This is a genomic window from Geodermatophilus siccatus (assembly GCF_900103785.1).
GTDB classification, from domain to species: Bacteria; Actinomycetota; Actinomycetes; order Mycobacteriales; family Geodermatophilaceae; genus Geodermatophilus; species Geodermatophilus siccatus.
Map to the genome: position 1 here is coordinate 20,361 of NZ_FNHE01000017.1, position 14,580 is coordinate 34,940.

The 14,580-nt window shown below is 71.2% G+C and carries 11 protein-coding genes; 8 read left to right on the forward strand and 3 right to left on the reverse strand.

Annotated elements, in window-relative coordinates; all coding sequences use genetic code 11:
• Positions 1 to 90 precede the first annotated feature (90 nt).
• Complete coding sequence (locus BLS21_RS22745) at positions 91 to 885, reverse strand: phosphotransferase (protein ID WP_091223829.1); 795 nt, start codon at positions 883 to 885, stop codon at positions 91 to 93.
• A gap of 40 nt (positions 886 to 925) precedes the next feature.
• Positions 926 to 1,873, reverse strand: a complete 948-nt coding sequence (locus tag BLS21_RS22750) for a sugar-binding transcriptional regulator (protein WP_091223831.1) — start codon at positions 1,871 to 1,873, stop codon at positions 926 to 928.
• Positions 1,874 to 2,036: 163 nt separating this feature from the next.
• Between BLS21_RS22750 and BLS21_RS22755 the strand changes: the two genes are divergently transcribed.
• The 6 genes from BLS21_RS22755 to BLS21_RS22780 are packed head-to-tail and all read left to right on the forward strand — an operon-like array spanning position 2,037 to position 9,060.
• Entirely contained in the window at positions 2,037 to 3,392 is a 1,356-nt protein-coding gene (locus tag BLS21_RS22755; RefSeq protein WP_091223832.1) for an ABC transporter substrate-binding protein, read from the forward strand.
• Positions 3,393 to 3,429: 37 nt separating this feature from the next.
• A complete protein-coding gene (locus tag BLS21_RS22760; protein ID WP_091223834.1) occupies positions 3,430 to 4,416 on the forward strand; it encodes a carbohydrate ABC transporter permease in 987 nt (328 codons plus the stop codon).
• Positions 4,413 to 5,306, forward strand: coding sequence for a carbohydrate ABC transporter permease (locus BLS21_RS22765; protein ID WP_091223836.1), 894 nt, complete (start codon positions 4,413 to 4,415; stop codon positions 5,304 to 5,306). The genes BLS21_RS22760 and BLS21_RS22765 overlap by 4 nt, the downstream gene beginning before the upstream one ends.
• Positions 5,303 to 6,373 (forward strand): NAD(P)-dependent alcohol dehydrogenase, encoded by a 1,071-nt coding sequence (locus tag BLS21_RS22770; protein ID WP_217636250.1) that lies wholly within the window; start codon positions 5,303 to 5,305, stop codon positions 6,371 to 6,373. The genes BLS21_RS22765 and BLS21_RS22770 overlap by 4 nt, the downstream gene beginning before the upstream one ends.
• 37 nt (positions 6,374 to 6,410) lie before the next feature.
• Positions 6,411 to 7,523 (forward strand): ABC transporter ATP-binding protein, encoded by a 1,113-nt coding sequence (locus BLS21_RS22775; RefSeq protein WP_091223838.1) that lies wholly within the window; start codon positions 6,411 to 6,413, stop codon positions 7,521 to 7,523.
• A 22-nt stretch (positions 7,524 to 7,545) separates the two neighbouring features.
• The gene (locus BLS21_RS22780; RefSeq protein ID WP_091223840.1) at positions 7,546 to 9,060 is read left to right on the forward strand and encodes a mannitol dehydrogenase family protein; all 1,515 of its coding nucleotides are present in this window, start codon (positions 7,546 to 7,548) and stop codon (positions 9,058 to 9,060) included.
• Between the two features lie 46 nt (positions 9,061 to 9,106).
• On the opposite strand, the gene BLS21_RS22785 is transcribed toward BLS21_RS22780, so the two are convergent.
• The gene (locus BLS21_RS22785) at positions 9,107 to 9,940 is read right to left on the reverse strand and encodes a DUF5602 domain-containing protein (protein WP_091223842.1); all 834 of its coding nucleotides are present in this window, start codon (positions 9,938 to 9,940) and stop codon (positions 9,107 to 9,109) included.
• A 525-nt stretch (positions 9,941 to 10,465) separates the two neighbouring features.
• Between BLS21_RS22785 and BLS21_RS22790 the strand changes: the two genes are divergently transcribed.
• Both BLS21_RS22790 and BLS21_RS22795 read left to right on the forward strand, forming a co-directional pair.
• Entirely contained in the window at positions 10,466 to 11,011 is a 546-nt protein-coding gene (locus BLS21_RS22790; RefSeq protein ID WP_175479711.1) for a CAP domain-containing protein, read from the forward strand.
• A gap of 472 nt (positions 11,012 to 11,483) precedes the next feature.
• Positions 11,484 to 14,273, forward strand: coding sequence for an IPT/TIG domain-containing protein (locus tag BLS21_RS22795; RefSeq protein WP_091223846.1), 2,790 nt, complete (start codon positions 11,484 to 11,486; stop codon positions 14,271 to 14,273).
• Positions 14,274 to 14,580: the final 307 nt, after the last annotated feature.

Genomic DNA, 14,580 nt, shown 5'->3' on the forward strand with positions numbered 1-14,580 from the left:
GCCGGCGATTCTCCGGCCCGTCCCGGGTCTTGCCGCAAGTCCCCCCGCGCGCTATACGTTGGTGTGGAGGGACATGACCTGCCCCGCCTCTCAGGCGAGCGCCTGCTGCAGCACGTCGACGTTGTCGAGGTACCAGCGGCGCGTCCGTTCGGCCCGTCGCATCGCCCCGCCGGCCAGGTACTCCGAGAAGGCGGGGTGGCCGTTCGCGGCCGCCGTCCCGACGATGTCGTACAGCCACTGGTGGTTGTGCAGGACCGCGGGGACGAGGGCCTCCCGGTCACCCCGGTCCAGGCCGTAGCTGTCCGCGAAGAGCCGGAGGCGGTCGAGCGCCCGGCCGCGCCTGCTGTCGTCGATGTAGCGGTCCGGCCGCAGCGGGGCCCACAGTCGCGTGGCACAGGCGACGTCCCACACCCGGCAGCCCGGGCTGGCGAGGTCGAAGTCGATCAGCGCGACGGCCCGCCCGTCGCGGAAGACGACGTTGTCCAGGTTGACGTCGTTGTGGCTGATGAGCTGCCCGGCGAAGGGTGGGGGCGGCGACGGCGGCCACAGGTGCGGCACCGGGGAGAAGGTGCTGACCGCCCGGTGGTAGTCGCGCAGCAGGTGGGCGACGCTGACGAGCGCCTCGTCGCTGAGGGCCCAGGCGGGGTAGGGCGGCGTGATGGCCGTCCCGGGGACGTAGGAGAGGACCTCCCGCCCCTGCTCGTCCACGCCGAGGAACCGGGGAGCGCCGTCGAACCCGACGTCGGCGAGGTGGCGCAGCAGGGCGTGGGTGGCCGGACTCGTGGCGCGCTGGGGCCGCCGGACGGTGTCGCCGACGCGCACCACCTGTCCGCGGTTGGCGGTGCCGCCCAGGAGGAGGACCTCGGACTCGGTCTCGCCCGGCATCGGCCTCCTCAGGTCGTCCACGGCCGGTCGGCGCAGGCGCTCACTCCTCGAGGACGGCGTGGGCCAGGGCCGTGTGCGTCACGATGCCACCGATGAGCCCGCTGCGGAGCGCGGCGCGGACGGCGGGGCTCTTCGACTCGCCGTAGGGGACGACGACCACCTCGGGGATGGCCCGCATCTGCTCCGCGTCGATGCCGATCATCCGCTCGGACAGCTCCGTCCGGATCGCCTCGCCCTCGGCCGAGAGGAAGACGCCGGACACGTCGGCGCAGACCCCCAGGCGGTGCAGTGCCGCGCGGTCGTCCTCGGACAGGGCGTCGTACAGGGTGGACTGGCCGGGCTTCCAGAGACCGACCCCGGCCACGGCCTTGGTCACGAGGGGCAGCTGGGCGAAGGCGCGCGCCACCTCGGGCTGACGCCGGAGAGCCCGCGCGGTGGCCGCGTCGGGGACCGTGAAGGGCGCGTAGAAGACGTGCGCCGCGCCGCCCGATGCGCTGGCCACCTCCCGGACGACGTCCACCGACGTGTCGGGTCCGTCCGGCAGCGAGAGCGCCCCGGTGAGCTGGACGACCGGGGTCCCGGGCAGTGGCGGCAGCGCCCGGGCCATCGCGCTCACCGCCCGGGCCCACGCCAGACCGAGCACGTCCTGCGGCGTGATGATCTCCGCGAGCAGCCGGGCCGCCGCCCGCCCGAGGTGCCCCCGGAGCGAGTCGGCGTCGTCGTCGGGCGTGTCGATGACGACCGAGTGCTGCAACCCGAACCGGTCCTGCAGCCGCGCGGACAGGTCGACGTCGATCTCGCCCTGGTGGCGGATCTCGATGCGCACCAGCCCGCTCGCGCGGGCCGCGTCGAGCAGCCGGGCGACCTTGAAGCGGCTCAGGCCGAACTCCTCGGCGATCTCGACCTTCGACCGGCCGTCGAGGTAGTACCGGCGTGCGACGGATGCGGTGAGGACGACCCGGGCCGGGCCGTCGTGCGCCTCTGCCATGCGCGTCTCCTGCTCATGTGAGCGTTCCGGTGCTCACTATGGCACACCCCTTGACGTCACCCGATCGTGTGATGAGACTCACCCCACACACATCTGAGACCCCCTCTGCTCACATGAGCGAGCGCGTGGTCGGCCCGGGGAGGACTGCACCGTGCACAGACACGTGCGACCTGCACTCGCCGCTGCGACGGCGACCGCACTGGCCGTGGGGGTGGGCGGGTGTGCCGGCTGGGGCGGGGGTCCCGCCGCCGGCGGGGCCAACAGCATCAACGTGCTGATGGTCAACAACCCGCAGATGGTCGACCTGCAGCAGCTCACCGCCGAGTACTTCACCGCGGAGACCGGCATCACGGTCAACTACACGGTGCTGCCGGAGAACGACGTCCGGGACAAGATCAGCCAGGAGTTCTCCAGCCAGGCGGGGCAGTACGACGTCGCCACCCTGAGCAACTTCGAGATCCCCATCTACGCCCGGAGTGAGTGGATCGCCCCGCTGGACGAGTACGTCGCGGCCGACGCGGAGTTCGACCAGGACGACGTCCTCGGCCCGCTCACGGCGTCGCTGTCCGGTGACGACGGCCGGCTGTACGGCGAGCCCTTCTACGGCGAGTCCTCGTTCCTCATGTACCGCAAGGACGTCCTCGACGGGGCCGGCATCCAGATGCCGGCGAACCCGACCTGGCAGGAGGTCGCCGACATCGCGGCCGAGGTCGACGGCATCGAGCCCGGGATGGCCGGGATCTGCCTGCGCGGCCAGCCCGGCTGGGGTCAGCTGTTCGCGCCGCTGACCACGGTGGTGAACACCTTCGGCGGCACCTGGTTCACCGAGGACTGGCAGCCGCAGGTCGACAGCGAGGAGTTCCGGACGGCCACCCAGTTCTACGTGGACCTCGTCCGGGAGCACGGCGAGGTCGGTGCACCGCAGGCCGGCTTCACCGAGTGCCTCAACAACGTGGTCCAGGGCAACGCGGCGATGTGGTACGACGCGACCTCGGCCGCCGGGTCGCTGGAGGCCGCCGACTCGCCGGTCAAGGGCAAGATGGGGTACGTCGCCGCGCCGGTGGTCGAGACCGACAGCTCGGGCTGGCTCTACGCGTGGTCCTGGAGCATCCAGCAGGCCAGTGCGAAGAAGGACGCGGCGTGGGAGTTCATCTCCTGGGCCTCCAGTGCGGAGTACGAGCAGCTCGTGGGCGAGGAGCTCGGCTGGTCCAAGGTCCCCGCCGGCAAGCGGGCGTCGACCTACTCCAACCCGGACTACCTCGCGGAGGCGTCCGCCTTCGCCGAGCCCACGCTGGCGGCCATCGAGTCCGCCGACCCGAACGACCCCGGCGTGCAGCCCCGCCCCGCACCCGGCATCCAGTTCATGGGGATCCCGGAGTTCCCGGACCTGGCCACCCAGGTGTCGCAGGACGTCAGCTCCGCGATCGCCGGCCGGACGACCGTGGACGAGGCGCTCGAACGGGGGCAGCAGCTCGCCGAGGACGTCGCCGAGCGCTACCAGGAGCGGGAGTCGAAGTGACCGAGCCGGCAGGACGATCCCAGGGGGAGGCAGCGGGATGAGCACCGCTCTCGAGACCAGCCGCGGGCGCGGTCAGCAACCGCCGACACCGCCGCCGGCACCGCCGTCGCCCTCGCCGGGCGGAGCGCTCCGCCGGTCCGCCGACTGGGCCCGCCGGGCGCCGCTGCTGCCCGCGCTGGTGTTCACGATCGTCGTCACCCAGCTGCCGTTCGTGGTCACGTTGATCGTCTCGTTCATGGACTGGAACGCGTACTACCCGGACGAGCGCGGCTTCGCCGGGTTCGGCAACTACGCGAGCGTGCTGACCGACGTCAACATGCGCCAGGCGATCGTCACCACGGTCATCCTGACCGCGGTCGTCGTCCTGGTCAGCCTGCTGCTCGGCATGGTCATCGCCCTGCTGCTGGACCGGCAGTTCCGCGGCCGGGGCGTGGTGCGCACCATGATGATCACGCCGTTCCTCATCGTCCCGGTGGCCGCGGCGCTGCTGTGGAAGCACGCGCTGTTCAACCCCGAGTACGGCCTGCTCAACGGGACGCTCACCGCGATCTGGCGGCTGTTCGGCTCCGACGACGCGCCGCAGCCGGACTGGATCACCGCGGCGCCGCTGGTGTCGGTCGAGGTCGCCCTCATCTGGCAGTGGACGCCGTTCATGATGCTGATCCTGCTGGCCGGCCTGCAGAGCCGGCCGCTGGACGTCATCGAGGCCGCGCGGATCGACGGCGCGAGCAGCTGGCAGATCTTCCGCTACATGACCTTCCCGCACCTGCGCCGCTACCTGGAGCTGGGCGGGCTGCTGGGGTCGATCTACATCGTGCAGAACTTCGACGCGGTCTTCACGATCACCTCGGGCGGCCTGGGCACGGCGAACCTCCCGTACGTGATCTACCAGACCTTCTACCAGGCCCACGACTACGGCCGGGCCTCGGCAGCCGGCGTCGTCGTCGTCATCGGCACGATCGTCATCGCCACGCTGGCGCTGCGGACGGTGTCGACGCTGTTCCAGGAGGAGAACGCGCGATGAGCTCCGTCACCGACGTCGCACCGGTCGCCGCCACCCGCACGCCCGAGGGCCGGCCCCGCCGGCCGCGCAAGCCGCGGTCCGGTGCCCTGCTGGGGCTCGCCGCCTGGTTGATCGGCTTCCTGTTCGTCGTGCCCGTGCTGTGGATGGTGCTGACGTCGTTCCACAGCGAGGAGGCCGCGGCCACCAACCCGCCCTCGCTCTTCGCGCCGCTGACCGTCGCCGGCTACCGGGAGTTCTTCGGCGTCGGCACCGGCACCAGCCCCTGGCCGTCGCTGCTCAACTCGCTGACCGCCAGCGTGGTCTCGACGATCATCGTGCTGCTGCTGGCCATCCCGGCCGCCTACGCGCTGTCGATCAGGCCGGTGCGCAAGTGGACCGACGTGATGTTCTTCTTCCTGTCCACGCGCATGCTGCCGATCGTCGCCGGGTTGCTCCCGATCTACCTGTTCGCCCAGTGGAGCGGTCTGCTGGACAACATCTGGCTGCTCATCGTCCTGTACACGGCCATGAACCTGCCGATCGCGGTCTGGATGATGCGCTCGTTCCTCGCCGAGGTCCCCGTCGAGATCCTCGAGGCGGCCTCGATGGACGGCGCGGGGCTGCTGCTCACCCTCCGCCAGGTGGTGGCGCCCATCGTCCTGCCGGGCATCGCCGCCACCTCGCTGATCTGCTTCATCTTCAGCTGGAACGAGCTGCTGCTGGCCCGGACCCTGACCGGCACCGTGGCCGGCACCGCGCCGGTCTACCTGACCGGCTTCGTCACCAGCCAGGGGCTCTTCCTCGCGCAGGTCTGCGCGGCCGCGTTCGTGGTGTCGCTGCCGGTGCTCGTCGCCGGCTTCGCCGCCCAGGACAAGCTGGTCCAGGGGCTCTCGCTCGGAGCGGTCAAGTGAGCGCCGCGACCGGGACGGTGCCGGGGACCGGCGACCTCGGTCCGGCGGCCACGATGCGGGCCTCGGTCCTGCGCGGCCCCGGGGACGTGGCCGTGGAGGAGCGGGCCGTCCCGCAGCCGGGGCCCGGTGAGGTGGTCGTCCGCGTCTCCTCGGTCGGGGTCTGCGGATCGGACACGCACTACTACGACCACGGGCGCATCGGCCGGTTCGTCGTCGAGTCCCCGCTCGTGCTGGGCCACGAGGCGGCGGGGGAGGTGGCCGCCCTCGGCCCCGGCGTCGCCACGCTGTCGGTCGGGCAGCGGGTGTCGGTCGAGCCGGGGGTGCCGGACCTGACCTGTCCGCAGTGCCTGGCCGGGCGCTACAACCTGTGCCCGGGCATGCGCTTCTTCGCGACCCCGCCGATCGACGGCGCCTTCGCCGAGTACGTCGTCGTCCACGCGGCCTTCGCCCACCCGGTGCCCGAGACGATCAGCGACGACGCCGCCGCACTGCTGGAACCCCTGTCGGTCGGCATCTGGGCCTGCCGCAGAGGCCGGGTGGGCGCCGGCTCCCGGGTGCTGGTCACCGGTGCCGGACCGATCGGGCTGGTGAGCGTCCAGGCGGCGCTGGCCTTCGGCGCCACCGAGGTCGTGGTGTCCGACGTCAACCCCGCCCGGCTGGCCCTGGCCCGTGACCTCGGGGCCACCGAGGTCGTCGACGCCCGGACCTCGCGCGTCACCGACCTGCCGCGCCCGCCCGAGGTGCTGCTCGAGTGCTCGGGGCACCCGGTCGCGACCGCTGACGCGATCCGCGCTCTCGACCGCGCGGGCCGGGCGGTGCTCGTCGGCATGGGCGGGGACGAGCTGGCCCTGCCGCTGTCGGTGGTGCAGGAGCGCGAGCTCGAGGTGACCGGCACCTTCCGCTACGCCGGGACCTGGCCGACGGCGATCGCGCTGGTCGCCGCCGGGCGGATCGACCTCGACCGCCTGGTCACCGGCACCTACCGCCTGGACCAGGCCGAGGACGCGCTGACGGCCGGTCGCCGCGACCCGCGGTCGGTGAAGGTCGTAGTCCACCCCCAGACCTGACGCCCCCTGACCTCTGGCTCCAGCGAGGAGAGATCCCATGGCCTCCGTCACCTACGACCGGGCGACCCGCATCTACCCGGGCGCCGAGAAGCCCGCGGTCGACGCCCTCGACCTCGAGATCGCCGACGGCGAGTTCCTCGTCCTGGTCGGCCCCTCCGGCTGCGGCAAGTCGACCAGCCTCCGGATGCTCGCCGGTCTGGAGGACGTCGACGACGGGGCGATCCGCATCGGGGACCGCGACGTCACGCACCTGAAGTCCAAGGACCGGGACATCGCCATGGTGTTCCAGAGCTACGCGCTGTACCCGCACATGACCGTCGCGGACAACATGGGCTTCGCGCTCAAGATCGCCGGGGTGGGCAAGGACGAGATCGCCCAGCGCGTCCGGGAGGCGGCGAAGATCCTCGACCTCGAGACCTTCCTCGACCGCAAGCCCAAGGCCCTCTCCGGCGGGCAGCGCCAGCGCGTCGCCATGGGCCGGGCGATCGTGCGCTCGCCGCAGGTGTTCCTCATGGACGAGCCGCTGTCCAACCTCGACGCCAAGCTGCGGGTGCAGACCCGCACGCAGATCGCCGCGCTGCAGCGTCGGCTGGGGACCACGACGGTCTACGTCACCCACGACCAGGTCGAGGCGATGACGATGGGGGACCGCGTGGCGGTGCTGCGGGCCGGCGTCCTCGAGCAGTGCGACACGCCCCTGCGGCTCTACCAGGAGCCGGCCAACGTCTTCGTCGCCGGGTTCATCGGGTCCCCCGGCATGAACATCGCGGAGTTCCGGCTGGACGACGGGCACGCGGTGCTCGGGCGGGCGCGCCTGCCGCTGCCCACCACGGCCCTGAGCGCGCTGTCGGCGGAGGGGGCCGACCGCGTCGTCGTCGGCTTCCGGCCGGAGTCCCTCGACCTCGCCACGGAGGGCGACGTCGGCGCCTTCCCCGTGGACGTCGGGGTGGTGGAGGAGCTCGGCTCCGACGCGTTCCTGCACGGGACGCTGCCCGAGCTCCGCGAGCCCTCGGGCCCGCTCGCCGACAGCATCGTCGCGCGGGTCGACCCCGCCCGGCCGCCCGCGAAGGGGGAGCGGGTGCACCTGCGCATCCAGCCGGGCAAGGAGCACCTCTTCTCCCCGTCGACCGGGCGCCGGATCACGGCCTGAGAGCCGGGCGGGAGGACTCACCGTGCAACAGCTCAGCACCGCGACCCTGGCGTCCCTCGGCGGCTCGCTGCCCGTGCCGTCCTACGACCGGACGCAGCTGCGGACCGGGATCGTGCACCTGGGGGTGGGCGCCTTCCACCGGTCGCACCAGGCCATGTACGTCGACCGGCTCCTGGAGCAGGGACAGGCGCGGGACTGGGGCATCTGCGGCGTCGGGGTGCTGCCCTCCGACCGCCGGATGGCCGAGGTGATGGCCGCCCAGGACTGCCTCTACACGCTCGTCGTCAAGCACCCCGACGGCGCCATGGAGCCGCGGGTCGTGGGATCGATCGTCGAGTACCTCCTCGCGCCCGACGACCCCGAGGCGGTCGTCGAGAAGATGGCGGCCGAGACGACCCGGATCGTGTCGCTGACGGTTACCGAGGGTGGGTACAACATCGCCGCGGTCACCGGTGAGTTCGACGCGACCCATCCCGACGTCGTCTCCGACCTCCGGCCGGGCGCCGCGCTGCGGACGTCGTTCGGCCTGGTCACCGAAGCGCTGGTGCGCCGGCGCGACCGCGGGCTGGCCCCGTTCACCGTGGTGTCCTGCGACAACATCCAGCACAACGGGGACGTCGCCCGCCGCAGCTTCGCCGCCTTCGCCCGGCTGCGGGACCCGGAGCTCGGCGCGTGGGTCGAGCGGGAGGTGCCGTTCCCGAACTCCATGGTCGACCGGATCACCCCCGCGACCACCGACGACGACCGGGCCGAGGTGGCCCGGCGGTTCGGTGTCGACGACGGGTGGCCGGTGGTCTGCGAACCCTTCACCCAGTGGGTCCTCGAGGACCGCTTCAGCCTCGGGCGCCCGCCGCTGGAGGACGCCGGCGTCCAGGTCGTCGACGACGTGGACCCCTACGAGCGGATGAAGCTGCGGCTGCTCAACGCCAGCCACCAGGGGCTGGCCTACCTCGGCCGCCTCGCCGGCTACCGGCTGGTCCACGACGCGGCGCAGGACCCGCTCTTCCAGGCGTTCCTGCTCGGCTACATGGAGGAGGAGGCGACCCCGACCCTGCTCCCGGTCCCCGGCATCGACCTCGACGACTACCGGCGGGAGCTCATCGCCCGCTTCTCCAACCCCGCCATCCGCGACACCCTCGCGCGGCTGGCCTTCGACGGCTCCGAGCGGCTGACGAAGTGGCTGCTCCCGGTCGTCCGGGACCAGCTCGCCCGCGGCGGGGAGGTGCGCCGCTCGGCCGCGGTCGTCGCCGGCTGGGCGCGGTACTCCGAGGGCGTGGACGAGCAGGGCGAGCCGATCGAGATCGCCGACCGGAGGCGGGAGTCGCTCCGGTCCGCCGCCCTCCGCCAGCGGGAGGACCCGCTCGCCTTCATCGCCGACCGGGAGCTGTTCGGGGACCTGGTCGACGACGAGCGGTTCACCGGCCCCTACCTCGCGGCGCTGACCTCGCTGTACGAGCGCGGTGCCCGGGCCACCCTCGAGGAGTTGGTCGACCGGGGGCGGACGCCGTCGACCGCGCTGGGCAGCACCGGGTCCTGACGCCGGGGCGCGTCGCCGTCCGCGCCGGCGAGGTGGTGGACGCCGACTACGACGCGGTGCGGGCCGTCATGCCGGCGAGCGAGACGACGTAGTCCCCGGTCTGCTCGTCGACGTCGATGGCGTAGGTGGTCGGGTAGTAGGCGCTCTTCTGGAAGGCCTGCGGCTGCTTGAGCGGCAGCTCGACGTCGGGCCCACTCATGAGGAACTCCTTGGTGATCATGGGCTCGTCGAAGGTGCGGCGGCCGTCCCAGCTGCCGTTGAGGACGATGTGCTGGAAGTCGTAGGTGCCGGGGACGAGGCTGGTGTCGCTGGCGTCGAACCAGTGCACGCCCATGCCCGGTACGGCCTGGGCAGCGACGGGCACGTCCTTCGGGACCTCGTAGTCCTCCGGCATGTACCTGGCCTCGGGCAGGTGTTCGGCCTTGGCGGCGTAGCCGGGGTCGTCCGGGGTGATGCCGTGCATGGCCGCCATGTCGACCATGTCGAAGTGGAAGTCGAAGTGCGGCTTGCCGAACAGCTCGACGGGGTGGTGTCCCTGGGGGTTCCAGTTGAGCATGACGTGGTCGAACGCGGTGGTGGCGGCCTGATCGGGGAGGTCGAGCATCAGCATGCTCCCCGACTCGGGCAGTCCCTCCAGGGCGGTGCTCGACAGTCGCACGCCCACTTCGGTGGGTCGCCCGTCGCCGTCCAGGGTGACGTAGGTCCTGGCGTGGCCGTTCCCGAGCCCCTGGGAGGGGCCGACGACCGTGTCGCCGGCGCTGGCCGGCACGGGGGTGTCGGACCGCGCGCTCTCGGCGCGGCAACCGGTGAGGACGGACAGTGCCGAACAGGTGACCGCGGCGGTCAGTACCGCGTTCCGGAGGGGTCGATGGACCCGCATGGTCCTCTCCTTTCCTGAGGGCGGCCCAGACCGCGGGACCCGCGGATCGCGCCGGCTCGGAGGAGACCCCGGAGCACGTGAGGTGGCCTCGAGGAGCTGGCGGTGGGCCGGTCGTCGACGCGCCTGGTCGCCCGGCGTTCGGGTGATCCACTCGCCGGCACGCTAGGGAAGGGACGTCACTGCGGCATCACGGGGGCATCACTCCCGGGCTGTGCGGGGGCCCGTGCTGACCTCTCGGGCGCAGGTCGCTCGGAGCGTGGGTCACCGAGCACTCGGGTGGTGCCACGACGCACCAGCTCTCCCCGCCTCCCGAGGAGGAGCCGGGGTTGTCGGATCTCGCGGCCAGGTCCGGAGCTGCCCGCTCCCGGAGCAGTGATGCGGGGGTGATGCTCCGATGACGCTCGCCGAGCAGGTTCGGGACGTCGCACCGTGACTGCGGTGCTACCCCCTGATGCCGAGATGCGTGGCCCAGCGGCTACCAGGCCCGCGAGGGCGCGCATGGCCGGCAACGCGAGAGGAGCAACGATGAACAAGGCAGCCAGGTCCCTCGGGGCGATCGGGGTCAGCGCGGCCGTTGTGCTCGGTCTGCCCGGTACGGCGTCGGCTGGTCTGAACACCGGCCAGAAGGACGCGTTCGTGGCACAGCACAACCAGTACCGCGCCGAAGTGGGCACCCCGTCGCTGGCCTGGGACAACACCGTCGCCGCAACGGCACAGGCCTACGCCGACAAGCTGCTGCCCACCGTGCAGAGCCAAGGCCTGGTCCACGACCCCAACACCCCGTACGGGGAGAACCTCTACTACGCCTGGCGTTCGGGAAGCGGAGCGACGGCACCCGACCCCCTCAACGCCATGGCCTCCTGGTACGCGGAGAAGGCCTTGTACGACGCGAAGCCCGAACCGGTGGCAAACCCCGTCCAGAAGTGGGGCCACTACTCACAGATGGTGTGGCGGAACACCACGAAGGTCGGCTGCGGCGCTGCCAGCGGGTTCCAGAACGGTCGATGGGACACCGTTGTCGTGTGCCGTTACGACCCGGCAGGCAACATCATCGGTCAGAAGCCGTACTGAGGTCGTCCTGCGGACGTGGCCCTCGTTTCGGGCCACGTCCGCAGGATCTCCAGCGTCCTGAGAGGGTCACCGCCGCCGGCCTGCAGCCGGTCACTGCTCACGAAACGACGGCGCGGTTCTTTCTCCACTCCCGGAACGGGGTGTTGACGCGCCTCGCCACAGCCCAGCGCCGCCGCAGCTCATCCCGGAGCGGCCAGCCAGGCTCTGGGGTAGATGGTTCCAGGTCATGCTGCCTCTTGAGCTCATTGTGATGTATCGGTGACAGACCGGTGACGCTGCACAGAGACGCTGATGTGACACCGCCGCGTCGCACGCAGAGGTGTCCGAGTCACTACCCGGCAGAAAAGACCCCACCGGGCATCAGCAACGTGCTCAGACGACGCCTCCCCAGCTCACCCCCAGGACAGTTCTCGGTGGGAGAGGGGGCGTGGCCCCTCCAGCGAGTCCTTCTCCCACCAGGCAGGAGACAGCCATGAGCGATGCCAAGCTCGACGTGCAGCCGGAATCCGACAGAGCCACCGGCCTCGAGCTCGACGAGGAGCCGGCGATCGCCCGGGTCACACCGCGTTCGGTGCTCCCCGGGAGCTTCGTCCAGATCCACGGCACCGGCCTCGGCCACGCCTACAACGACGTCCGCGCGTTCCTCGGTGACCAAGAGATCCGCGTCATCGAGGTCACGCCGCACAAGGTGACGGTGCGCATGCCGGCCGAGCCTGGCTTCGATCTCGAGGGGCTGCGGCTGGAGGTGCTCGACCGTGGCGTTTCCTACCGGCGGTCGCTGCGACCGGCGCCGGAGCCGCGGGAGGGGTACGTCGGCGATGAAGGGCCGCCGCTCGTGCTCGCCGGTGGCGGAACCGCCGGGGCCGGGCTCACGAGCAGCGGCCGCGGGCAGCGCATCCTGGTCGTCTTCTGCCATCCGAGCGACAAGAGCCCGACGTCGCCCGGCATGACGGCCGCCGAGGAACGCCGGCGCCAGATCGACTCCTTCGAGCACCTGGTCAATCCGGCGTTCCGGCAGATGTCGTTCAACCGGACGGACTTCGACTTCGACTACACGGACTGGCTCGCGCTCCCGGAGACCGACGACTTCTACTTCTGGCGCCAGTCGGACATCACGGCGGCCCAGAACGCGCTGAACGCCCTGCCGCCCAACGATCCCAACCGCCCGGCGGCCGAGGCGGCGCTGCAGGCCGCGCAGGACGGCCAGGCGCTCATGCAGGAGACGAGGGAGCTGTTCCACGACGGGCTCAAGCGCGCCGCCGACGCCGGATGGACTCTCGCGAGTTACGGCGGGATCATGCTCTGCCTCGCCACCGACTTCCTGCGCGGGCAGGCGACGGGGACCTGGAACCAGGTGACCGACAACAGCGGTCACACGGTGAACCTCGCGGCCAACACCTACCTGTGGGTGATCCACTGGGACGCCCACTGGGGCCGGCGAACGCACGAGATCGGCCACGCCATCGCATCCGGCGACCTGTACAGCGCCACCGGCTTCATCCACGACGGCGTGCTCTGGGACATGATGGGCGAGCACAACCGGATGCCGCTGTTCTCCGGTCACAACATGGTCGAGCGGCTCGGCTGGTACAAGCGCGAGTCCGACGTGGCCGATCCGAGTCAGGCCAACGTCAAGGCGTTGACGTGGTCCGGGACGACCGACCACAACCAGGTCTACACGGTGCGCGCGCACGACGCCACGGAGGACACCGCCGACAACAGCTTCCACATCATCCGGCTGCAGGTGTTCCCCGGGCTCGTCTACTACGTCGAGGTCCGCCAGGAGCCGGCCGTGCTTCCCGCGGACCTCGACACGTCGTCGGACAGCCGGGCGGTGCTCGGGCCCGCCGTCACGGCGGCGCAGGCCAACCCGGCCCAGCTGCTGTTCGACACGCACGTCGAGTTCCCTGGGGCCGAGCCGGCGCACAAGGGCGGCGTGATCGTCACCAAGGCGGTCGACAGCACCAACAACCTCAACCAGAACTATCGCCAGATCACGCTGCTGTCCCCGGAACTCATGCAGGTCGGCGATGACGTCGTCGACGCGGCCCGGCGGATCCGCATCTCGGTCGAGTCCAAGGTCCAGGACCGGCCGCTGACCTACAGCGTGCGTGTCCAGTGGACCGACGACGTGACCGCGGACCCGAACGGCAAAGTCAACCTGCGGCTGCGCCCGTGGGACTCGAGCTGGCAGACCAACGACATCTGGGTCGACAGCGAGGCGAACGGGTGGGACACCTACGAAGGCGCGCTCGAAGCCGGGACCAGCAACCCGACCGGCAACGGCGACCGGCCGTGGGTCAACCACTGGAACCGCGTCTACGCGAGCGTGGCGAACACCGGTCCGGTCGCGGCGTCCGACGTCGAGGTCACCTTCTACACGAACAGCCCACCGGCGATCGGTGACGCCGGGACGTGGGTCCCGCTGCGCGTGCACTCGATCGCGTCGCTGCCGGGCAACGACCGACGCCGGGTCTCGGCGGACTGGTATCCCCGCGCCGGGGAGCACACGTGCCTCAGGGTCGCGGTGGAGACCCAGCTCGGCGAGATCGACATCGGGGACAACACCGCGCAGGAGAACGTGTTCATGTTCAACACGGTCGGTTCCAGCCCGCACGAGCCGATCTACTTCCCGGTCAGTGTGCAGAACCCCCTCAAGGAGTGGGCACTCGTGCACCTGCGCGGCGAGGGCGTCGAGCCGGGCTGGGAGCTGACCCTCGAGCACAGCTGGCTGTGGCTGCCCCCGCGAGGGACGAAGGAGATGCGGGTCGCGCTGGTCACCGATCGCGGCCGCTGGTCCGGAGAGGACGACGGGAACCGCGAGGACCACGAAATTCCGAAGGAGGTCAGGGTGCGCGTCACCGGAGCCGTCTACCGCGACTACGAGGAGGGTCCGAATACGGAGATGCGGGCCGAGCACCTCGAGGCGATCGGGGGGATCCACGTGCTCGCGCAGGCGCGCCGGCGCGCCGACCTGTCGCTCCAGGCCGACGACGACGCCGGGCACGGCGCCGTCTCCGTACGCGGCGAACTGAGGCCGGCGTTCGGCGGGGTGCCGGTCGTGATCGAGCTGACCGACGAGGACGGCCGATCACAGGTCCACCCGGTCGAGACCGACGAGCGCGGGCGCTTCACCTGGCACTCGCGCAGGGCGCAGCTCGAGCTCGAGCCCGGCGGCTACGTCGTGCAGGCGTTCGTGCAGGCGCACGAGCTTGTGGCCGACACAGAGTCCCCGCCGGTCCACGTGGAGCTCGAGGGGTAGTCCTGCCGATGCTCGACTCGTTGCGAAGCGGGTGGGCTCGAGCCCATGACCCAGGGATTATGAGTACTCACGCACTGAGCGCTGTGCTCGGCTGCGTCGATACGGGTCGGCGTTAAGCGTAAGAGGTCGAGTACTCGGGTTAAGCAGACAGCCTCATGACGTGTCCCACTCTCGGTCGACCGGGCCGGAGCTACTGGTGACGGGCGTAGCGGCAGCCAGCATCACGACGCATCATTGCGGCACGGCCTCAGCCACGTCGTCCTCGAGACCACGGCCGACTCGCCTACGCCCAATCCACGATGACGAG

Coding starts and splice junctions, on each gene's coding strand:
- BLS21_RS22775 (WP_091223838.1), top strand. CDS start 6,411: ATGGCCTCCGTCACCTACGACCGGGCGACCCGCATCTACCCGGGCGCC.
- BLS21_RS22790 (WP_175479711.1), top strand. CDS start 10,466: ATGAACAAGGCAGCCAGGTCCCTCGGGGCGATCGGGGTCAGCGCGGCC.
- BLS21_RS22760 (WP_091223834.1), top strand. CDS start 3,430: ATGAGCACCGCTCTCGAGACCAGCCGCGGGCGCGGTCAGCAACCGCCG.
- BLS21_RS22765 (WP_091223836.1), top strand. CDS start 4,413: ATGAGCTCCGTCACCGACGTCGCACCGGTCGCCGCCACCCGCACGCCC.
- BLS21_RS22750 (WP_091223831.1), bottom strand. CDS start 1,873: ATGGCAGAGGCGCACGACGGCCCGGCCCGGGTCGTCCTCACCGCATCC.
- BLS21_RS22745 (WP_091223829.1), bottom strand. CDS start 885: ATGCCGGGCGAGACCGAGTCCGAGGTCCTCCTCCTGGGCGGCACCGCC.
- BLS21_RS22795 (WP_091223846.1), top strand. CDS start 11,484: ATGAGCGATGCCAAGCTCGACGTGCAGCCGGAATCCGACAGAGCCACC.
- BLS21_RS22785 (WP_091223842.1), bottom strand. CDS start 9,940: ATGCGGGTCCATCGACCCCTCCGGAACGCGGTACTGACCGCCGCGGTC.